We start from the raw sequence: 20,800 nt of genomic DNA, 5'->3' as shown, positions 1-20,800 counted from the left end.
GGCCGGATGAGGGATGCGGGTCAACCCATCCAAAAGACAAAACAGGACTGCGGTAAACGGCCGATCCGGCTGGATTTTTCGGGAACCCGAGGTGCGGCGAGGTGGCGCAGCCGTAGTCCGGAGCGCCGCCATCGCGAGCGACGTTTCACTGGAACGTCATGTCCAGGCACTTGGAGATGTCGGAACCGAGGCCGGAGGAGATGATGATGCAGCCGCGCACCTTCTGCGCGCCGACATCGGCCGCCCACACCGAATAGCCGCCGGGGCCGAAGAACGAATTGGTGTTCGGCGGCTCGGTCTCGGTCGCGTCGAAATCATACTTCCCGTCGGTCTCGAAGATGCGCGGCTTCTTGGTGCAGCCACCGTCGGTCTGGACGTTGATGACTTCCTTGTTGTCGCGGGTCAGCGCCAGCGAGACCTGGCAGCGGAAATATTCCGAGGTCTTGGTGTTGAAGAGGTAGGTGTAGGACTTGCAGGTCGCCGTGTTCAGCTTGCCCGGGGCAAGGCCGCGGCTGCACGAAATCCGCTGGTTGTGGCTGAGCTGGTAATCATCGGCCCGGGCGGCCGGTGCCAGCGCCGTCAACGACAATGCAGCAGCCCAGCAAAGTTTAATCACATGGCGCATCCGAATCATCCCCACCCATAATTTTGTCGAGTTGCGTTCTAGACGGAAAGCGGAACATAGTCGCGAGGGGACGAAGGGAAAATCACAAACTGCTGGGCAAGACGTGATGCGCTGCGGCGCTTTCGCAAATTGACCCGGATATGCCGTTCGTGATTTGTTCAAGCCGGGTACCCCAGCGACGGGGGAGGATGGATGATGGCATTTTCAACCAAGACATTTGCACTTGTATCGGCTGCACTCGTAACGGTGCTCGGCGCATTCGCCGCGCCCGCTTTCGCGCAAGCCCCGGCAACGCCGTGGGAGCTCAAGCCCGACACCGGCTACGCTTATGACAGGGAGGGCAAGACCTTTTCCTACAAGATGGGCACCAGCAACGCCGGCGAGCTCCTGAAGGGCGCCAAGAAGGTCCCGAAGGGCACGCTGTTCTTCATCGGCCACAACGGCCAGCTCTACATGCGCAGCGGCCCCTATCTGGAAGGCGACGGCAAGTTCAAGTTCGGGCCGGATCAATAGGAGCGGCGGCTCTCGCCACGAACGAAGCTGCCGTAGGGTGGGCAAAGGCGCGTTAGTGCCGTGCCCACCATCTAGCACCTCGTTCTGATCGAAATGGTGGGCACGCTTCGCTTTGCCCACCCTACGGCAGCTCGCCAGTTCCCTAAAACGCGCCCGCCAATTCCCTTGCACCGGGTTTGCTGCTGTTCGCGTCCATCCGGTCGTCCGTCACCGCCAGCAGCTTGGCCACCGTGTTGTGGCGAATCGCGACCGGGTTGCGCTCGTAGCCGCCGCGCTGGAAGAAGTTCGAGGTCGGCACCTGCTCGCGCATCGCCTGCGGCATCGTCACCATGTCGAGCCCGGTGCCGTCGCCGGTGAGGTTCATCATCTCGAGCTCGGCCGCCGTCAGCGGACGGGTATAGCCCTTGGCGCGGGCGAACAGCACCGAGGTCAGGAGCTTGTGGGTCTGCAGCATCGGACCGACATCGATGTCGAGCACCATGGCATGCATGGCCCAGCCCTGCGCGGTGTTGCCGATCTTCTCGTGCTCCGACCAGGTGTCGGGCACCGACTTCGCATGCGCCACCATTTTCTTCAGCACGACGAGCTTGTGCTCGAGCGACTGGCGCGCCGGTCCTGATGTCCGCGCCACCTTCTCGGAGAGCGCGCGAATGAGTTCGTGCCCCTGCTCGGCGAGCAGCTCGACGCTGTTGGTGGTCAGGAGCTGGTTGTAGCCCATAGCGGTCGAGATCGCGCGCTTACCGCCATGCTCGATTCCCGCCTGCACGTCGTGGCTGCCGGTGCCGCCGGTCTCGAACGAATAGACCCGCACGGCCTGCTCGCGCGTCAGCCCGGAGGCGAGCGCGTAGCGCGCATAGGCGCGCTTGAACTCGATCTCGCTCGCCGGGCGCTGCGGCGTGAACTGGTAGAGCTCCTGCGCCGCGCGCAGGAAATCGGCAACCACCGGGATCGGCTTTTTGGGGGGACGATCCGGCGTTTCCTCCGGGTCGGGATTCACCGGCTTCTTCGGCCCGTTATAGAGCGGCGGATGCCCCAGCACGTAGTCGTCGAGCGTCACCTGCTGCCCGCTGCGCCGCTTGGCGTTGCGGCCTTTCCGCTTCTCGGAGATCTGGCTCCAATAGGCGCCGGCCTCGGCGTCGAACGCCGCGCGCGCCGCCTGATATTCCGCAAGCTTGCGGCGATATTCGAGCACGGCCGGCGAGGCTCCCCCGCCTTGCGCAAAAAACTGCGACAGCAGCTGGGCGTTGGCATCGCGAACGGCGGGCGGCAGCGCGTCGATCTCGCCGCCACGCGCGGCGGGCGCGAGCAGGACGAGCGCAAGCGGAACCAGCGCAAGGCTATTTCGAGAGAGGTTGTTTCGAATCGAATGATGCATGCTGCCCTCTTAGCAGGCATCCGGTAACCGTCACGTTAACGCGCCGTTTACCATCGTCACTTCCAGGCGAACACCGGCTGTTCCAGCTCGGTGACGCGGGTGTGCCGGCCCGCCAGCACCTCGCGGAACTGGTAGATCAGCGCCGCCGTCGGCGCGTGGATCAGGCTTTCCTGGTGATGGAAACGGATGACGCGGCGCGCGCTCTCGGGGATCCCGACGAAATCGAAAGCGTCATCGCGCTCGATGGTGTCGAGCGCAATGCGATGGACCGAAGCCACCTCGTCCGGGTTTGGCTTGATCGCGGCACTGTCGGCGGCCCAGACCACGACGGGCGTGATCAAATAGCCTGAGCGGGTTGGATAATCGTCGAGCGTGCCGAGCACCTGCGCGCCGGTGAGGCGAAGGCCAAGCTCCTCGTCGAGCTCGCGTAGCGCCGCCTCGACCGGCGTCTCGCCGGCATCGCAGCGGCCGCCCGGCAGCGCCCATTGGCCGCGATGGGCGCGCAGATGTGATGCGCGCAGCGTGAGCAGGAATGCGGTGTCATCGTCCTCGCTCGCGGTCAGCGCAACCGCCACCGCGGCACGCTTCAGCGTCGTCGGTGCTTCACCCGCCGGCAGCCGCATGAAGGCCGCGCAGGCATCCGCAATATTCCGCCGTGTGGCATCGTCGAACGGTCTCATGATGCTTGACTACACCACGTCCGGCCCCGATGAAACGAGATCGCAAGGCTCGCACCGGAATGGACGACGAGATGACCAACAAGGCCGCCGCAAGGCTGAAATCAGACGGCTGGACCATCCTGGAGACCACGGGCTTCATGCACCTGATCGGTCCCCTGTGGGAGCGCAAGATCGACGGTCATTACGAATTCGCGCTCGCGACCGAGGACAAGCACCACAATCGTCGCGGCATGGTCCAGGGTGGCGTGATGATGACCTTTGCCGACCGCACCTGCGGCATGACCGCCCGCTACGTCTCCGGTAAGGAGTTCATGGCGACGGTGCAGCTCGACACCCATTTCGTCGAGGCCGGCCAGATCGGCGACATCCTGATCTCCCGCCCGCGCGTGGTGCGCTCGACCCGCAGCCTGATCTTCATGAGCACGGAGGTGACCGTGGATGGTCGCTGCATCGTGATGGCGAATGGCGTGTTCAAGATTTTGAAGGGGCCGGGGTAGCTGTTCGGTCAGGTTGCCACTGCCGCAACCACACACTCCGCTGTCGTCCCGGCGCAGGCCGGGACCCATAACCACAGGGAGCAGTTGTGGCACGAAGCTCGTAACTCCGAGTCTTCGCCGAACGCAACCCTGTGGTTATGGGTCCCGGATCTGCGCGCGCTTGGGGCGCGCTTGTCCGGGACGACGAGAGGAAGCGGCATTGCTGGATTGCTTCGCTGCGCTCGCAATGACGACTGTAGCTGGCTATGCTGCGCTCCATAAAGATATCGAGGACCCGCCCATGCAATACCGTCAGCTCGGCCGCAGCGGCCTGAAAGTGTCGCCGATTTGTCTGGGCACCATGATGTTCGGCGGGCCGACCGATGAAGCCACGTCAAAGCGGATCATCGACAAGGCGCGCGATGCCGGCATCAACTTCATCGACACCGCGGACGCCTATTCGAAGGGCGCCTCCGAAGAAGTAGTCGGCCGCGCGATCGGCAAAGGCCGCCACGCCTGGGTGCTGGCCACAAAGCTCGCCAATCCCATGGGCGACGATCCCAATCGCGGCGGACTGTCACGGCGCTGGGTGCTGCAGGCCGCCGACGAAAGCCTGACGCGGCTCGGCACCGACCACATCGACATCTACTATCTGCACAAGGAAGACCATTCGACACCGCTGGAAGAGACGGTGCGCGCGATGGGCGATTTGATCCGCGCCGGCAAGGTGCGCTATTTCGGCGTCTCGAACTACCGCGCCTGGCGCGTCGCCGAGATCTGCAACATCTGCGACCGCCTCGGCATCGACCGTCCTGCGGTGAGCCAGCCCTATTACAATGCGATGAACCGCATGCCCGAGGTCGAGCATTTTCCGGCCTGCTCCTATTACGGCCTCGGCATCGTGCCCTACAGCCCGCTGGCGCGCGGCGTCCTCACCGGCAAATACAAGCCCGATGCCACCCCGGACAAGGAGACGCGCGCCGGCCGCAACGACACCCGCATGATGCAGACCGAATGGCGGCCGGAATCGCTTCAGCTCGCGCAGGAGATCAAGTCGCACGCCGAGAAGAAAGGCATCACCGCCGGCCAGTTCGCCGTCGCCTGGGTGCTCAACTCCGCCTTCGTCTCCTCGATCGTCGCGGGGCCCCGCACCGAGGAGCAGTGGGACGGCTACATCAGCGCGCTCGACTATCGCTTCACTGGGGATGACGAGGCACTGATCGATCGGCTTGTCGTGCCAGGCCATCCCTCGACGCCGGGCTACAACGATCCCGCCTACCCGATCGAAGGCCGCCGCGCGCGGACGGCGTGAAACCGGGAGACGACGATGCCGCACGAAGACCGTTACGGCCTGCCGCTCTCCACCACATCCGATGTGGCCGCTGGCGCCTATCGCGAGGGCGTCGACCTCATGCTTGCGGGCTGGACCGGCATGGCGGAGATGCTGGAGCGCGCGATCGCGGCCGACCCGGACTTTGCGCTTCCCCATATCGCCCGCGCGCGCGTGCACGCCTTCTACCAGCAGGGCGATCTCGCCCGAAGCAAGGCGGCGCTCGCGCGCGAGCTGGTCGCCAAGCGCGGCACGGAGCGCGAGCGCTCGCATGTCGAGACGCTGGCGCTGGCGATCGAGGGCCGGCTGCCGGAGGCGATCGCAGCGACGCTGAGGCATATCGAGAGCTCGCCACGCGATGCATTGGTGCTGTCGCTGCCGCTCGGCGCGTTCGGCCTGTTCGCCTTCTCCGGCATGGCCGACCACGACCGTGCGCGGCATGAGCTGTGCGAGCGGCTTGCGCAGCATTATGGCGAGGACTGGTGGTTCCTGACCATGGCCGGCTGGGCGATGACCGAAAACGGCGACGTCGCGCGCGGCCGCGCCATGACCGAGCGCGGCTTCAATTTGCGCCGTCGGAATGCCCACGCCGCACACGCCGTGCTGCATGCGATGTTCGAGGACGGCTCGATCGAGGCGGCCGACCGCCTCGTCAACGACTGGATGCCGACTTACGACCACGCCGGAATCCTGCACGGCCATATAAGCTGGCACCAGGCGCTCGGCGCGCTCGAGCATGGCGATGCGACCCGCGCACTGTCGATCTATGCCGACGTGCTCCAGCCGTCGGTCACGCAGGCGCCGCCGCTCAACATCATCACCGACGCCGCCTCGCTGCTGTGGCGCGTGTCGGCTTACGGCCATTCCGTGCCGGAGGCGCTGTGGCTGGAAGCCGACGCCAGCGCGCAAAAACTGTTTCCGAAGTCGAGCCTGTCCTTTGCCGATATCCATATGGCGCTGTTCGCGGTAGCGACGCAGAATCACCCGGCGCTCACCACGCGCCTTGCGGCCATCGAGCAGCGCCTCGCCGAGGGCAAGCTGCCGGCCGGCCCCGTGGTGCCGGCTATCTTCCGCGCGCTGGCGGCCTTTGCAGATGAGAATTACGCTTCATGCGCGCAAACGCTGGCGCCGGTTCTCGGCGAGGTCGTGCGGATCGGCGGCAGCCACGCCCAGCGCGAACTGGTCGAGGACACCTACATCGTCGCCCTCATGCGCGGCGGCGAGCTCGCCCGCGCCCGCGCCCTGCTGGACGCCCGCCTGCACCGCCGGCCCTCACTTCGCGATACGCGCTGGCAGGCGGCGATGGCCTGAGTTCCGCCACGAAAAAAACACCGGCCTGACGGCAAGTGCCTGCGGGACGGTTTGGGCGATTTGGATGAATCGCCGTCGGGGTGGCGCGGTGGTATTTCAGGCGGGACTTGCAGGACAAACGGGATCGCAACCAATTTGCGGTTCGATCGTTATGGTGCGGAACCTGACCGTGGTTCCCTGGCACGTGAGCCTTCCGATGCGCCTCTGCCGACCGCTTCAGGCCGCCACGCTAGTCTTCGCCGCGACCCTTGCCGCGGGGGCAAGTCCTTGTTTTGCCGAGACTTCCAGACCGATCCCGGTCAACAATCCGCCGGCGCCGCAGAATGCCTTCATCGACCTGCTGGCGCTGATGTCCGGCCACTGCAAGACCTTCAAGGTCGCCGGGCGCACCTTCGCCTGCAAGACGGTGGCCTACGCCCATGGTGACAAGGGCCGGGTCAATTTCGCGGTCGCTGTCGACGATCCCTCCGACGACAGCCATGTCGTGTCGTTCTCCGGCGAGAACGGCAAGCGCGCCGACGACAATTCCTACGAGCTGCCGATCGACCGCATGCTGCTCAACTCCAAGGACCGCCCCAGGGTCGACGGCCTGCCGGTGCCGGCCGAGCAGACCTCCACCGGCCTCTGCCGCCAGACCGGCAATTTCGCCGCCAGGAGGGTGACCGACGTCACTTGCTCCGCCACCGACAGCGAAGGCCGGCGCTACGAATTGCTTTTCGTCTCCGACGGCACCCCAGTGAGCGTGCGCCGCATCCGGCAATCGGCGCCGTCGATCCAGGATCCGTTCAAGTAGCGGCACTTCGTCTCGCTTGCTGTGTCAGCGAAGTGAAAGCGCATCCTTCCGTTTGAAACTCCAGGTCCGGCTTGTATGCTCTCGCGCGTCCTCACCGAGGAAGCCCGATTGCAACTGGAGGCGGGGCCGAGAGCCCGGCAATGCGTATGATCACCGGGCTCATGCGCATCCTGATCATCTGCCTGCTCGCAAGCCTGTCGCGTGAATGCATCGCTGCCGACGGCAAGCGGCAGCGTTCAATCCTGGTTCTGGAAGAGGCTGATTTTCGCTCGCCCTTCTATTCCGAGATCTTTGCCGGCATCCGCGCCGCCGCGAAGCCGAACGGGACGAGCCACACGGTGACCTACGGCGAGAGCCTCGATCTCGCCCGCTTTCCGGGACCGGACTACGAAGAGAGCCTGGTCGGTCACTTCAAGACCAAATATGCGCAGCAGCCGATCGACGTCATCGTTTCGATCGGAGTCTCATCGGCGAAATTCCTTCAGAAGCGCAAGCAGGAGATCTGGCCGGCAGCGCCGGTCGTCTACGGCTTCGTGCCCGATCTGCCCGAGACCCGCGCGCTGTTCCTGCCCAACACGACGACCGTCTTCGCACGGGTGAGACCGGCGCAGCTGCTGACCGCAGCCCGCGCCGTCGTTCCCGACCTCAACCGTGTCGTTCTCGTCGGCGAGGCCTGGAAGAATCCGCTGACATACGGACACTGGAAGCAGGACTTCGCGGCGGCAATGCCCGACCTCGAAGTCACCGATCTGTCGGGCGCGGTGCTGCGCGAGGTCCGCGCTCACGTCGCCTCACTGCCCGCGCGCTCCGCGATCTTGACCTCGGCGATGTATTCCGACGGCGAAGGCACCTATTATTCCCCGGCCGCCGCGCTCGCACGCATCGCCCAGAGCGCCAACCGCCCGATCATCATCACGTCCGATACGTTCCTCGGGCGCTCGGGCGTGGGCGGCTTCCTGCTGCTGCCCGAAATGATCGGACGGGAAGCCGGCGAAGTCGCCATGCGGATTCTCGACGGCGAGGCCCCGTCGAGCATCGTCCCCTTCGGCGGAAATAACGTGAAGCCGATCTTCGACTGGCGGGAGCTGAAACGCTGGAACGTGGACGAGGCCCATCTGCCTCCCGGCAGCGAGGTGCGTTTCCGTGAACCGACCTTCTGGGAGAAGTATCACTGGCACGTCACCATCGTCGCCAGCGTCGTTCTGGTGCAGGCGCTGATGATCGCCATTCTGCTTCGCGAGCGCCGCTTGCGCTTCGTGGCCGAGGTCGAGGCACGGCAACGCATGTCGGAGCTCGCCCACATGAATCGCCGCGCCACCGCCGGTGAGATGTCCGCCTCGCTCGCCCACGAGCTGAACCAGCCACTCGCCGCCATCCTGATCAATGCCGAGACGGCCCAGCAGATCTTGCGGAATCCGGCGCCCGACCTCGGCGAGATCAGGCACATATTGGACCACATTCGCCGGGACGATCAGCGGGCCGCCGACGTCATCAGCCGGCTGCGCTCGTTTCTGAAGCGAGACCCGACCGAACGGCGCGAGCTCGATCTTAATGCGATGGTTGGCGAGGTGTTTCGATTCCTTTCCGTGCAGGCCCTGACCCACGACGTCGAACTCATGACCGAACCCTCATCCGCGGATATCCGCGTCAGGGGCGATAAGGTCCAGCTCCAGCAGGCCATCCTGAATCTCGTCGTGAACGGCATCGATGCCGTGGCGCATCTCCCGGACAAGCGGCGCCGCGTCATCGGCCGAACCAGTCTTGCCGACGGTAATGTGGCCCTCGTCTCGGTCGCCGATGCCGGCGACGGGATCCTCGCAGAGAAAGTGACGGAGATCTTCGAGCCGTTCTTCACGACCAAGGCGCAAGGCATGGGCATCGGCCTCTCGATCGCCCATACCATCGTCGAGGCGCATGGCGGGCGCATCTGGGCCGAGAACGTACCGTCAGGGGGGGCCGTCTTTCACGTCAGCCTGCCGCTGGCAGCGCCGCGATAGCTTCTATCGCAGGCGCCAGCGACGCTGGCCAGCCGTCACGCGAACGCCTTTTCCAGCGTCGCGAAGATGACCGCGAGCGACTTGTCGTGCCGCGTCACCGGCGGCACCGGGCGATCGATCTTCATCAGCTGATAGACCGCCATCTGCGCCGCGCGCACCGAATATTCGACCGTGAACACGACGTCGTCGGGGATTTCGACGAACTGGCTGACGAAAGCGAGGTTGACCGAATTCTTCGGCACCGGCAGCGGCCGGTCGGTCAGATTGCGCGGCATGAACATGCTGGTGATGTAGGGCATGCGGCAGGGCACGCAGATCGCGTCCTCGAACACGCCCACATCGAAATTCAAATGGCCACACAGCTCCTTCAGTATCTCCGCACCGCCGCAATCGGACATCGGCTTGGCGACGAAATTGCCGACGCGGTCGGGATGCAGCGCATAGCCCCAGAACACCTGCACATTCTTCGGCTGTCCGGCGAAATGCGGCTGGTGATAGAGCACGACCGACATCAGCCAGTTGGAATCCCTGAACGTGACGAGGCCTCCGGTGCCGGCCCGGTTGCCGGAGAACGCCTCCATCTTCTCGAAGAAGAGTGGATCGCGGCAGGTGACGGTGAAGGACAGCCAATAGGATTCGGGGATCGAGCTGTTGAACGCGGCGGGATTGCCGAATTCGGGACGCTCCTGCGCGATCGTCTCCCACAGCGCCCAGCCCTGGCTATCTTTCTTGGTCAGATGCGGCGGCGGCTCTGTCATCGTGCCGAGGCTCGAGGCGTCCGTCATCGAGCCGTTCTGGAAGAATACGAGATCGCCGTCCTCGAGCCGGACATTGGCGATGCGGCCGTCGCGATCGAGCACGAGCTGGCGTACCCGCAAGCGTCCGCCCTCGCGCTCGATCGCCATGTCGGTGACGCGCGTGCCGCGCACGAACTGCACGCCCTGCCGCTTCAGCCAATCCGCAAGCGGCCGCACGATCGCGTCATACTGATTGTAGACGGTGCGCTTGACGCCGGCGAGCGTCTCGATGCGCGGAAACTCGTTCATGAAGCGGTGCAGATAGCGCTTCAGCTCGACCGCGCTGTGCCAGGGCTGGAACGCGAAGGTGGTCTGCCACATGTACCAGAAATTGGACTCGAAGAATTTCGGCGAGAGCCAGTCGGTGATGCGGCTATTGCCGAGCGTCTCCTCCGAGGCCTCGGTGAGCCGCAGCAGCTCGAGCCGGTCGCGCGCGGAGAAACCCATATGCGAGACGTCGACCTTGAAACGGTTGCGATCGACCAGCCGCGCCTTCGAGTGCGCCGGGTTCTCCTGGTTGAATGCGATGGTCTCCTCGCGCACGCTGAGGCCGGGATGCTCGAGCGAAGGGATGCTGGAGAGCAGATCCCAGGTGCATTCGTAGTGATCGGTGGTCAGCATTCGCCCGCCGCGCAGTGAATAGGCGCCGTTCGCGAGCAGCGTGCCGTCGAGGCTGCCGCCGACCAGCGGCTGCGCTTCGTAGATCACGATGTCGCGCCCGGCCTGCTGCGCATCGCGGATCAGGAACGCCGCGCCCGCAAGCGATCCGATGCCACCGCCGATGAAATACGCCTTCATGACTTGCCTCGATTGCCTTCGAATTCGCGAGCGACATTGCATCGCGAGGCAGCGGCCGAAGTTGCGCTGGATCAACCGCGGGGAGCGGCGAAATCACGTCGACGTTATCGCCGCGGGCTTCTTCGCATAGACGTGCTCGATCTCGTCCGCGAAGCGGCGTTCGAGCGCGGGCCGCTTGTTCTTCAGCGTCGGCGTGAGCAGGCCGCTCGCGATGGTCCACGGATCCAGCGTCCACCACACCGCGCGCGGCGTCGCGTAGGACGGATAGGCCTTCACGGCCGCCGCGATCCTGGCCAGCAGCGCAGCCCGTTCCGCCGCGCCGCCTCGCTTGCCGCTCGCCGCCAGTCTTTCCTTCTCCTGCACCCAGGCTTTTGCATTCAGCACGACCAGCGCGGCGAGGAACGGCCGCTGCTCGCCGACCACCAGCGCCTGTTCGAACAAGGGATCGGCGAGGATCGCGGTCTCCAGATCGACCGGCGCGATTTTCTCGCCGGTGGACGTGACCAGAATGTCCTTGATGCGGCCGGTGATGGTGATACGCCCGTTCTCGATGCGGGCCTGGTCGCCGGTGTGCAGCCAGCCGTCGGCGTCCTTGACGCGGCGTGTCTCCTCCGGCTTGTGCCAATAGCCGAGCATCACGCTGGGGCCGCGCACCAGCAATTCGTCGTTCTCGCCTAACCTCACCTCGACGCCGTCGAGGACATGGCCGACCGAGTGCGGATCATTGTCCTCGATGGTGTTGACGGAGACCACCGGCGAGGTCTCCGTCATGCCGTAGCCCTGGAGCACATCCAGCCCGAGCGCGAGAAACAGACGAATGACGGGCTCTGCGATCGGCGCGCCGCCGGAGATCGCGACGCGCAGGCGGCCGCCGAGCCGCGCCAGCACCTTGTCGGCGACGAGCCGTTTGAGCAGCGGCCAGGCCAGCCGGTCCAGCAGCGACGGCACGCCATGCCGCTGCCGTGCATCGAAACGCCGCCCGCCGACGGCGATGGTGAGGTCGAGCAGCAAGCGCTCGATGTAACTTGCTGATGCGCGATGCTGCATGATCGGCGCGTAAATGCGCTCGTAGATCCGCGGCACCGAGACCAGCACCGTCGGCCGCACACGCTTCAGGTCCTCCGAGAGTTGCGGCACCGAGCGGGCATAGGCGACGCAGGCGCCGGCCGCGATCGGATAGTAGTAGCCGCCGGTGCGCTCGAAGGTGTGCGAAAGCGGCAGGAAGGACAGGAAGACGTCGTGCGGTTCGGCGGCGATGCGATGCGCGATCGCCTTCACATTGGCGACGACATTGCCATGCGACAGCATCACGCCCTTTGGCCGCCCGGTCGTGCCCGAGGTGTAGACGATGGCGGCGAGATCGTCCGGCCGGATCACGACATCGGGCAGCGGCGCGGTCGCGCCGGGTGCTTGTGCGAGCCAGTGGTCGAGCCCGACGATGCGCGCGTCCGGCGTGATGAGCCCGCCTGCATCCGCGCAGACGACGCGCTTGAGATGGTCGAGCGGCTGGCCGGTCGCCACGATCGCCTGCCAGCGCTCCAGCGTATCGACGAACAAGAGCAGCGCGCCGGAATCGACGAGGACGTAAGCGATGCTGTCGGGGTTGTCGACGGCATGCATCGGCACCGGCACGAGGCCGCGCGACAGCGCCGCCTGGTCCATGGCGATATGCGCAATGCCGTTCGGCATCAGGATGGCGACGCGTTCGCCCGGCGCGAACTCCTCCGCGGCGAGCGCGCGCCGCCACAGCTCGAATCCCGCATCGATCTCGTGCCAGGACTGGCTGACCCAGCGCTGCGCGGTCGCATCGAAATGACGATAGGCCTCCGCCGCCGGCGTCGCCTCGACGCGCCAGCGCAGCAGTTGCGGCAGCGTCCCGATTCCGGCAAGTCCGTCCGGTTGACTCGTCAGCCCCGGCATGGCGTCCTCTCGCGTCTCATCGATTCCCAACCATTTGGTGCCTCGACACTAGGCCGGCCAGCCCTTGCCGCTTTGATCCTCAGCAAGGCGGCCATGCAAGGAGCGACCATGACGCGCGACCGCCTGTTTCTGCTGCGCCCCGGTTTCGAGGATCCGGCCTTTCCGGGGCGCCTGTTCTATTGCTGGCATTGCGCGCTGATCGAGGGCGTGCTGGCTTCATTTCCGCAGCTCGCCGAAAAGCTGGATGTCGAGCGCATCGCGTGGCCGCGCCCGCGGCAGCTGGTGATCGCACTTCTCGGCGAAGAGAACCAGTCGCTGCCGCTGCTCGTTCTGGCGGACGGAGCGACCTCGCCGCATCAGACCGGCAGTCATCACGGCCGCGCCTTCATCGCCGACAAGGACGCGATCCTCGCCGCGCTCTCCGAACGCCACGGCTTTCCCGATCCGCATCCGTAGAAAGGGGTCCCGTAGCCCGGATGGAGCGCAGCGCAATCCGGGACAATCTCGCAGAGGATAAAGCGGCCCCGGATTACGCTACGCTCCATCCGGGCTACGGGCCCGAAACGAGGGAAGATCGGCATTGCGCACCATCCCTGTCGCCTCGCATATTCGCCACCACACCCGCCCGAAAGGTCCGATCATGACCAGCCCCCTCCCCGCTCTCATCGTCGTCGACGTCCAGCGCGCGTTCGACGAATGGGAGGCGGCGGGACAGCGGCGCAACAATCCGGATGCGGTGGCGCGGATCGCCAGTCTGTTGCAGGCATTCAGAGCGCGCGGCGCGCCGATCTTTCATATCCGCCATGAAGGCACGAAGCCGAATTCATCGTTTCTGCCATCGCGTTCCGGCTACGCCGTCAAGGACGAGGCACACGAGCAGCCGGGCGAGACGGTTATCATCAAGCGCGTCAACAGCGCCTTCATCGGCACCGACCTGGAAAAGCGCCTGCGCGCGGCCGGCATCGGTACGCTCGTGATCTGCGGCGCCACCACCAATCATTGCGTGGAGACGACGACGCGGATGGCCGGCAATCTCGGTTTCGACGCGCATCTCGTGCGCGATGCGACATGGACGTTCGACCGCATCGGGCCCGACGGCGACAAGCATTCCGCCGAAGAAATCCATGCAATGACGCTGTCGAACCTCAACGGCGAGTTCGCGCGCATCGTCACCAGCGACGACGTGCTCGCCTCGTTCGCGGCCAAGTGATGGCAGCAATGCGATCAATGCGGATGATGCGACAATAAATCTCACGACGCACACTCATGCGAGCGAATCGGGCGTCGCAATCCTGCGTCGTTTCGACGCCCGCACTGGCCGGAACGCGGCGAGCGCCCATCTGTTGTCACACGACATTCAACTGGAGTGATGACACCATGAAGTATCTCATTGTCGCGATGGCGGTCGGTGCTGCGGCGCTCGCCGGCGGATCGGCGGCGAACGCGGCCAATAATTCAGGCGCGAAGCAGAACGCGCCGGCAGCCCAATCGACCGACATCAGCGCGCAGCACCGGCACCACGGCCATCGCCACCATCATCACTGGCGTCAGCATCACCACCATCACGGCTACTATCGTCCGCACCACAGGAACTACGGCTACTACCCGCGGCATCACGGCTATTACGGCGGCGGACCGTACGGGTATTACGGCGGCGGCGGTCCCTCCGTGACGTTCGGCTTCGGCGGCAGCCGATGGTAAAAGGAAAGGCCCGCGATGCGGGCCTTTTTCTTACCCCCGCAAAATCATCCCTGCCGTCTCCTGGCCGCTCGCAAGCGCCGCTTCCACCGTGCCCATGTCACGGCCGCGATAGAGAGCTTCGCCGGAAAACAGCACCAGTCCATCGGCACGCGCGAGGATCGCTTGTGCCGCACGCGTCCGCGGCGTCGCCCAGGAATAGGCGCCGCGGGCAAAGGGATCATGCGCCCAATTGGTCGCCGCCGCCGCCACGAGCTCGCGCGCGATGTCCTCGCGCGACAGCTTGAAGATGGCCGCGAGCGAATCGAGCCCGGCATGGATCAGTCCTTGCGGATCGAGGCTTTCCAGCTCCGCCGTGCGCGGGCCGCCGAACCAGCCAGTGAGCACGGCCTGCCCGCTCGGATATTGCGTCCACCACACCGGGATGGTCCGGTCGGACAACAGGAAGGTCATGGCTGCGAGATCCTGGTGCCGCTCGCGCCACCACGGCCGCGCAAACCGCAGCACGATCTTGATGACGTTGCCGAAGCCGATGTCCTGGGTCGCAGCAAGCCTCGCGCGCGCGCTCGCCGGCAGAGCCATCTCGGGCAGCAGCGGCAGCGGCACGGTGAGGATCACGCGATCGCAGGCGTGGACATCGCCCCCGCCGCAGCGAACGGCCGCCGTGTCGCCGCCCTCCTCGATCGCCGATACCACACAGCCGAAATGGATGGTCACGCCGCATCTGCGGCAGTCGGCCGCCAGATAGTCGATCAGCGCGCCATAGCCGCCATCGATGCGCGCCTGCGGCGCGTGCCCGCCGTCCATCCATTCCTCACGCAGCGCCAGCGTCGAGGCGCGCTCGGGGTCGGCTGCGTCATAGCCCTCGACCATCCGCTCGATCGATTGGCGCATCGGCGCATAGTCATCCCCCGCGAAATGCCGGCGCAGGAATTCGGCGACGGAGAGATCGTCCTTCAAGTCCCTCAGCACGGCCTGAAGCTCCGCCTTGTGCGGATCGTCGCGATCCTCGCGCGTGAGCTTGATCCCGTCAAAGCTCCACTGTTCGCCCTCGATCTCGTGAAGGGACAGCCCGGCCTCGCGCAGCAGCCCGCGCGTGACCGGCGCCTCGCCATGGACGAATTCGGCGCCGCCCGCGGCGGGGTAGCCGAACTCGGAGACCGGCAGCGGAAGGATCCGGCCGCCGCAGCGCTCGCGCGCCTCCAGCACCGTCACCTTGCGGCCGGTCCGCGCCAGCTCGCGCGCCGCCATCAGGCCGGCCGCGCCGGCGCCGACGATGACGATATGCTCTGATGTCTCGGGCATGGCCGCGCGTTACCGGCTCGCGGCTTGCGGATCGTTCTTGATCAGATAGCGCAGCAACAGGACACCGCCGCCGAGCTCGCGCGTGCTCTCCAGCGTCATCGCGGTGATCGGCGCGCGCTTGTCGCTGTCCGCCTCGGTTGAAGAGAACACGAAGGGCGCGCCCTCTGCGCCATCGATCGCGGGGCTGAGAATCAAGTTGAACTCGTCGATCAGACCGGCACGCAGGAACGCGCCATTGGCGACGCCGCCACCCTCCACCAGCAGGCGCTTCACCCCCAACTCGCGGCTGAGAATGTCCAGCGCCAGCGCCAGATCGAGCTCGGACTTGCCGGCGAAGATGTAGGATACGCCCTCGCCGCGCAGGCCCGCGAGATGCGAATCCGGCACGCTCTCGGTCAGCACGACGACGATCGGATCGCCGCCGATGTCCGAGCGCCCCCAGCCGATCTTGCCCTGCGCGTCGAGCACGATTCCATAGGTCTTGGCGTCCCGCCGCGCGAACCAGTTTTCACGCGGCAGTTTCGCGTCATTCGTCGCGGGATAGGGCTTGCCCTTGGCGAACTCCGCGCCGGTAACGCGGCCGATCACCCAGGCATCGCCGCCGAGCTCGTCATGGATCTTCTCGAACCAGTCCGTGCCCGCCCCCTTCGGGCGCCAGCGGCTGGGATGCGTGCGACCGTCGAGGCTGGAGTGCATCAGACAGATGACATAGGGCTTCATGCAAAGTCTCCGACGCCGCGCTTCACTCTGCCGGCCCATCCCCCCTCGCGCGATCGTTCACGATCACCGCGAGCGGATTGAGCTTCGGCGGTGCAACGAGCTGCAGCGTGTTGGTGTCGCGATGGTCGAACGGCGCGCCGCGCACGAACAACTCGGTCTGGATCAGATAGGTCCAGCTGCCGTCGTCGTTGAAGGTGATGTTGCAGCGGTAGGAGTCGGTGCGGAAGGCCTGCTCCAGAAAGTCGGTCGAGCAGATCCCGTAGCCGGTCTCGCCGCGCTTCGCGGTGACGGAGATGGTCTTGTCGTCGGGCCCGGCCTTGCCCGAAGCCAGCAGCACCTGCCCGCGTGGAATCGCCAGCGTCTGCATGATCAACCCGGTCGCGGGCTCCCACAGCCAATAGCCGACCTGGTCGTGGAAGGTGATGTCTTCCTCGGGCGTGTTGATGTGGATGTGATAGCGCAGCCCGTACAGCAATTGCGGCCCGTTGGCCTGCGGATCGATCGGGTCCATGCGGATGCGCTCGATGAAGGTCCGCCGCTCCGGCCCCTCCGCCTTCGGATTGATGTCGATGCCCTTGTCCGCCTGCCAATGCCCTGCGAGACGGCGAAGCGGGCCGAGATTGGCAAGGCCGTCGGGCGAGACGTCCTCGGGCTCGGTGAAGATGTCGGCGGGAATGGGGAGCATGGCGGCCTCACGGGAAAGTTGCGGAGGCAGCAATAGCATGGCGGCAGGAACCTGGCGCGTACTCAGGCCTCACAATCGCGAATGGACATCGGCGTTGTGCGCGGGACGATTGTCGGGCTTTTCGACAAGACGACGAAGCCGAACCCGCTCGGTTCGGCTCCGCCGCCGGGACGTTTAGTGGCGATGATCGCGGACCTCGGGCTGCGTGCGGTGGTCCCTGACAATGGTCTGATTGCGATGGTCGCGCACGATGGGCGGGTCGCGATGATCGCGGACGATGGTCAGCGCGCTCGCGGGCGTCACCGCGCTTGCCAAGGTGATCGCTGCGAAGGCCACAAGGATGGTATTGCGCATAAGTCTTGTCCTCTTCCCGGTGGATCACTGCGAGCCACCTGACGCCAAGCTAGATCGACCCGCTGGAATGATATGTGTCGCCGATCACGCGGCGACGATCGGGACGCTGGCGATCACGCGTCATCCGCAGCACGAAGCCCGCATGGCGGCTTGTCTGTCGTGGCCATCTGCGAAGGACAGACACGCGACGTGATCTTCGACGCTCGGCGTGTCCGTCAGCACCGTGAAGAGCCACCTCGCTGACGTTTCCGGTGTCACCGGAGACCGCCCTCAAGCCGCTTCCGACACCGATTTCGCACGCTCCTCGAGCACGCCGATCGTCGAGACCAGATTGTCGCGCCGCGCTCGGAGGTTCAGTGCAAGCAGCGGATATGTCGGCTGAAGCACGTCGAACACGCCGGCTTTGGCTTCCTCCTCGAGAATGTCGGTATTCAACAGCCGAACGCGCCACCACAAATCGGCGATCAACGCATCGAGCCGGAGTTCGCCGGCAGTACCAGAACGGGACATTTCTTGCATCGCATGCCTCAACCTGAAACGGGCCTCCCTGCCGAGGCCCGGCTTTGGTCATGACTGAGCAAGCAGAATGCCAGGATCGGCGGGTGCGATTTGGCTCGGGAATTGGCTCCGCGCGGTGCGGTCCTTCGGCTCTCAGCGGAAGCGTGCCAGGGGACCACCAGGTCTTGCCCCCTTCCAAGCTATTGATAGGGAGGCTTCACCTGCTCAGCTCCTGGGCGGCGGGCGATGATGACAAACGCCGGAGGCATTCAGCTCACGCCGCCCGCCGTTTCCGTCGCGCCGGGAGGCCTTGCCACGAGAGGTCGGCGAGCGGCACGGGCTTGCTGAAGTGAAATCCCTGGCCGAGCGGAATGCCGAGTGACTGGAGCCGTTTGACCTGCTCGGAGGACTCGACCCCCTCGGCGACGATCGAGAGCTTCAACGTCTTCGCGAGCTGCACGATGGACTTCAGCACGGCGACGGTCTCGCAGCGATCGATCCTGTCGATGAACGATTTGTCGATCTTGACCTTGTCGAAAGGAAAGGCCGTCAAATAGGACAAAGACGAGTATCCGACACCGAAATCGTCGAGGGCAATGGAGACGCCGAGCGCCTTGAGGCGCTGCAGCGTCTTGAGGTTCTCCTCGGTGTCGGCGAGAAATACGCTCTCGGTGATCTCGAGCTCGAGCCGGGTTTGCGGAAGGCCGCTCTGCGCCAACGCAAACGTCACGCTGTCGACGAGATTAGTGCCGGCAAATTGCAGGGCAGAGAGATTGACGGCGACCTTAACGTCGGCCGGCATGCTCATCGCATCGCGACAGGCCCGGGCAAGCACCTGATTGCCGAGCTCGACGATCAAGCCCCCCGCCTCCGCAACCGCAATGAACTCAGCCGGAGGAATGTAGCCCCTGGTGCCGTGATGCCAGCGCGCCAGGGCTTCGACCGATTTTACCCGGCCGGTGCCGAGCTCGATCACGGGCTGATAAAATACCTCCAGCTCCTCGCGCCAGATCGCTTCGCGCAGCTCGATCTCGAGCACGTTGCGCTGGTCCGCTTCCGCCTTGAGCTCCGCTGAATAGAGGTGGAAGCAGCTTCGGCCGGCATTCTTCGACCTGTAGAGCGCAAGATCGGCGTTGCGAAGGATCTCATCGACCCGCGTGCCGTGCTCGGGCACGAGCGCAAGGCCAATGCTACAGCCGATCACGACGGGATGGCCATCGATGTGATAGGGCTCGGCAATGGCCTGGACCAGCCGCTCGGCCAGGCTTGCAGCGCCGTCGCGCATCGCGGCCACGATCACGGCAAACTCGTCGCCGCCAATTCGCGCCGCCGTATCGGCATCACGAATCTGCGCCTTGATCCGGTCGGCAACCTGCTTCAGCAACGCGTCGCCGCATTGATGGCCGAGCGCATCATTGACGGACTTGAACTTGTCGAGATCGAGCAGGAGTACGGCGAACCCAGGCTCCAGCCGGCGCGAGCTGGCCAGCGCCTCGTCGATGCGCTCCTTGAACAGGTTGCGGTTGGCAAGGCCGGTCAGGCTGTCGTAATGCGCCAGCCGCTCGATGCGGTCCGCCGACGCCTTGCGCTCGGTGATGTCCTCATGAGTAGCGACCCAGCCGCCACCCTCGCGCCGGCCGTAGGAGATGTAGACGACCCGTCCATCGGGAAACTGCACGGTGTTCGAGATCTGCTCCGACCGGGCGAGCCGGTTCTTCAAATCGACGAGATAGGCCTCGACGTCGAGCACGGCGGTCTGTTTTGCGAATATATCCCGGAAATGCATGCCGATCCGAATGTCTTCCGGCAGGAGGCCATAGAGTTCGAGCCATTGCCGGTTGAATGCGATCAGACGGTCACGGCCATCGAACATGCTCAAGCCCTGGGGAAGGTTCCTGAGCGCATCCTCGAACTTGCTGGCAAAATCGCGCCGCTCGCGGTGAGCGCGATCCAGCGCCTGCTGCCGTCGCCAATGGAATGTCGTCGCGGCGAGGATAATGAACGTCAGCAGCAGCGCGCCGCCGAGATAGACCTTCTGCCTGACGGCGGAGCGGGAATAAATCTCCTGCTCCGAAATGCCGACGGTGAAGATGAGCGGAAACGCGCGCGACCTGCGCGCCGTGATCAGCCGGTCGCTGCGGTTCGGTCGGTTCTCGTTCCAATATTGCACATAGAAGCCGTCACCGAGCTCGCCCTCGACGCGGCTGGGTGTGCGTTGTCCCAGCACGGAGCCCTGGTCCACGCCCCGGGCGGCGAGCACGACGTAATTGGCATTTCTGAGCACCAGCGTTCCTCCGACGCCGAGCTTTGCCGTATCGTAGAACCTGCCGACTACGTCGACGCTGATCGAGCCGACGATCACCCCGGCCGGATTCCCCTCGAGGTCGAACAACTTTCTTGCGAGCTGTATCGTCCATTTGTTCGAGGCCCGTCCCAGCACCGGCTTGGCGACGTAGAGGCGATCGTCGGCTTGCGCCATGACATTGATGAAGTGCTCGCGATCGCCAAGATAAAGCGGCGGGCCGGAATAGCCCGCAGTCGTCTCGATCATGTATCCGCCCGATCCGATCAATGCGAGCTGAACCACGTCGCCGGTCGCAATGCGGGCCTTGTCCGACCATGACTTCAAGCTGAAGGTGAGCGGATCCTGGGCGTAGAGCGCTCGTACCACCAGCAATGACTGATCGACGCGCTCGAAGATGCGTTCGGTGTTTTCCTCGAACAGTTCGGCGACGCTGTCGCCGTGCGACCGCGCCTGCACGACCGCATCCATCCGCTCCGACGCGGTGATTGCGAAATAGCCGATCCAGACCAGGGGCAGAAAGAACAATGCGATCTGCAGCGGACCATTCCGCAGGATCGTTCTTCCGGCTTTGCGGACTGCCCCTGCGGGAATCACGACGCGCACCCCCGCTTCGGCCGCCA

The 20,800-nt window shown here is 65.1% G+C and carries 20 protein-coding genes; 9 read left to right on the top strand and 11 right to left on the bottom strand.

Annotation, left to right across the window (positions count from 1 at the left end; translation table 11 throughout):
* Positions 1-145 precede the first annotated feature (145 nt).
* Positions 146-625, bottom strand: coding sequence for a hypothetical protein (locus tag GA0061098_RS07775; protein WP_038948879.1), 480 nt, complete (start codon positions 623-625; stop codon positions 146-148).
* Positions 626-820: 195 nt separating this feature from the next.
* On the opposite strand from GA0061098_RS07775, the gene GA0061098_RS07770 reads away from it, so the two are divergent.
* The gene (locus GA0061098_RS07770) at positions 821-1,138 is read left to right on the top strand and encodes a hypothetical protein (RefSeq protein ID WP_091956024.1); all 318 of its coding nucleotides are present in this window, start codon (positions 821-823) and stop codon (positions 1,136-1,138) included.
* A gap of 142 nt (positions 1,139-1,280) precedes the next feature.
* Here GA0061098_RS07770 and GA0061098_RS07765 read toward each other — a convergent pair whose 3' ends face one another.
* A complete protein-coding gene (locus GA0061098_RS07765; protein WP_091955757.1) occupies positions 1,281-2,513 on the bottom strand; it encodes a hypothetical protein in 1,233 nt (410 codons plus the stop codon).
* A gap of 56 nt (positions 2,514-2,569) precedes the next feature.
* Entirely contained in the window at positions 2,570-3,193 is a 624-nt protein-coding gene (locus GA0061098_RS07760) for an NUDIX hydrolase (RefSeq protein ID WP_165637223.1), read from the bottom strand.
* Positions 3,194-3,264: 71 nt separating this feature from the next.
* Between GA0061098_RS07760 and GA0061098_RS07755 the strand changes: the two genes are divergently transcribed.
* The 5 genes from GA0061098_RS07755 (at position 3,265) to GA0061098_RS07735 (ending at position 9,100) form a co-directional block, all read left to right on the top strand.
* Entirely contained in the window at positions 3,265-3,690 is a 426-nt protein-coding gene (locus tag GA0061098_RS07755; RefSeq protein WP_165637222.1) for a PaaI family thioesterase, read from the top strand.
* A gap of 280 nt (positions 3,691-3,970) precedes the next feature.
* Positions 3,971-4,981: an aldo/keto reductase gene (locus GA0061098_RS07750; RefSeq protein ID WP_165637221.1), complete on the top strand. Its 1,011-nt coding sequence runs from the start codon at positions 3,971-3,973 to the stop codon at positions 4,979-4,981.
* A gap of 15 nt (positions 4,982-4,996) precedes the next feature.
* Positions 4,997-6,310 (top strand): tetratricopeptide repeat protein, encoded by a 1,314-nt coding sequence (locus GA0061098_RS07745; RefSeq protein ID WP_091955747.1) that lies wholly within the window; start codon positions 4,997-4,999, stop codon positions 6,308-6,310.
* Positions 6,311-6,506: 196 nt separating this feature from the next.
* Positions 6,507-7,103 (top strand): hypothetical protein, encoded by a 597-nt coding sequence (locus tag GA0061098_RS07740; protein ID WP_165637220.1) that lies wholly within the window; start codon positions 6,507-6,509, stop codon positions 7,101-7,103.
* Between the two features lie 140 nt (positions 7,104-7,243).
* Positions 7,244-9,100: a sensor histidine kinase gene (locus tag GA0061098_RS07735; RefSeq protein ID WP_091955745.1), complete on the top strand. Its 1,857-nt coding sequence runs from the start codon at positions 7,244-7,246 to the stop codon at positions 9,098-9,100.
* Positions 9,101-9,135: 35 nt separating this feature from the next.
* On the opposite strand, the gene GA0061098_RS07730 is transcribed toward GA0061098_RS07735, so the two are convergent.
* Both GA0061098_RS07730 and GA0061098_RS07725 read right to left on the bottom strand, forming a co-directional pair.
* Positions 9,136-10,737, bottom strand: coding sequence for an oleate hydratase (locus GA0061098_RS07730; RefSeq protein ID WP_283807984.1), 1,602 nt, complete (start codon positions 10,735-10,737; stop codon positions 9,136-9,138).
* A 51-nt stretch (positions 10,738-10,788) separates the two neighbouring features.
* On the bottom strand, positions 10,789-12,615 hold the full coding sequence (locus GA0061098_RS07725) for an AMP-dependent synthetase/ligase (protein ID WP_165637219.1): 1,827 nt from the start codon (positions 12,613-12,615) through the stop codon (positions 10,789-10,791).
* Between the two features lie 108 nt (positions 12,616-12,723).
* Between GA0061098_RS07725 and GA0061098_RS07720 the strand changes: the two genes are divergently transcribed.
* From GA0061098_RS07720 to GA0061098_RS07710, 3 genes are all read left to right on the top strand, one after another.
* Positions 12,724-13,071, top strand: coding sequence for a DUF3088 domain-containing protein (locus tag GA0061098_RS07720; RefSeq protein WP_091956022.1), 348 nt, complete (start codon positions 12,724-12,726; stop codon positions 13,069-13,071).
* Positions 13,072-13,255: 184 nt separating this feature from the next.
* The gene (locus tag GA0061098_RS07715; RefSeq protein ID WP_091956021.1) at positions 13,256-13,825 is read left to right on the top strand and encodes a cysteine hydrolase family protein; all 570 of its coding nucleotides are present in this window, start codon (positions 13,256-13,258) and stop codon (positions 13,823-13,825) included.
* A gap of 167 nt (positions 13,826-13,992) precedes the next feature.
* Positions 13,993-14,316, top strand: a complete 324-nt coding sequence (locus GA0061098_RS07710; protein ID WP_165637218.1) for a hypothetical protein — start codon at positions 13,993-13,995, stop codon at positions 14,314-14,316.
* Between the two features lie 30 nt (positions 14,317-14,346).
* On the opposite strand, the gene GA0061098_RS07705 is transcribed toward GA0061098_RS07710, so the two are convergent.
* The 6 genes from GA0061098_RS07705 to GA0061098_RS07680 form a co-directional block, all read right to left on the bottom strand.
* Positions 14,347-15,618: a flavin monoamine oxidase family protein gene (locus GA0061098_RS07705; protein WP_091955739.1), complete on the bottom strand. Its 1,272-nt coding sequence runs from the start codon at positions 15,616-15,618 to the stop codon at positions 14,347-14,349.
* Positions 15,619-15,627: 9 nt separating this feature from the next.
* The gene (locus GA0061098_RS07700; protein ID WP_091955737.1) at positions 15,628-16,338 is read right to left on the bottom strand and encodes a dihydrofolate reductase family protein; all 711 of its coding nucleotides are present in this window, start codon (positions 16,336-16,338) and stop codon (positions 15,628-15,630) included.
* Positions 16,339-16,360: 22 nt separating this feature from the next.
* Entirely contained in the window at positions 16,361-17,023 is a 663-nt protein-coding gene (locus GA0061098_RS07695) for an FABP family protein (protein WP_091955735.1), read from the bottom strand.
* Positions 17,024-17,197: 174 nt separating this feature from the next.
* On the bottom strand, positions 17,198-17,377 hold the full coding sequence (locus tag GA0061098_RS07690; RefSeq protein ID WP_038972180.1) for a hypothetical protein: 180 nt from the start codon (positions 17,375-17,377) through the stop codon (positions 17,198-17,200).
* 270 nt (positions 17,378-17,647) lie between these two features.
* Positions 17,648-17,896 (bottom strand): hypothetical protein, encoded by a 249-nt coding sequence (locus tag GA0061098_RS07685; RefSeq protein ID WP_028140731.1) that lies wholly within the window; start codon positions 17,894-17,896, stop codon positions 17,648-17,650.
* 253 nt (positions 17,897-18,149) lie between these two features.
* Entirely contained in the window at positions 18,150-20,705 is a 2,556-nt protein-coding gene (locus GA0061098_RS07680) for a bifunctional diguanylate cyclase/phosphodiesterase (RefSeq protein ID WP_165637217.1), read from the bottom strand.
* Positions 20,706-20,800 lie beyond the last annotated feature (95 nt).

It is taken from the genome of Bradyrhizobium shewense, assembly GCF_900094605.1.
Classification (GTDB): domain Bacteria; phylum Pseudomonadota; class Alphaproteobacteria; order Rhizobiales; family Xanthobacteraceae; genus Bradyrhizobium; species Bradyrhizobium shewense.
Note: the sequence above shows the minus strand (reverse complement) of the source record. Positions and strands in the feature narration are given on the sequence as shown.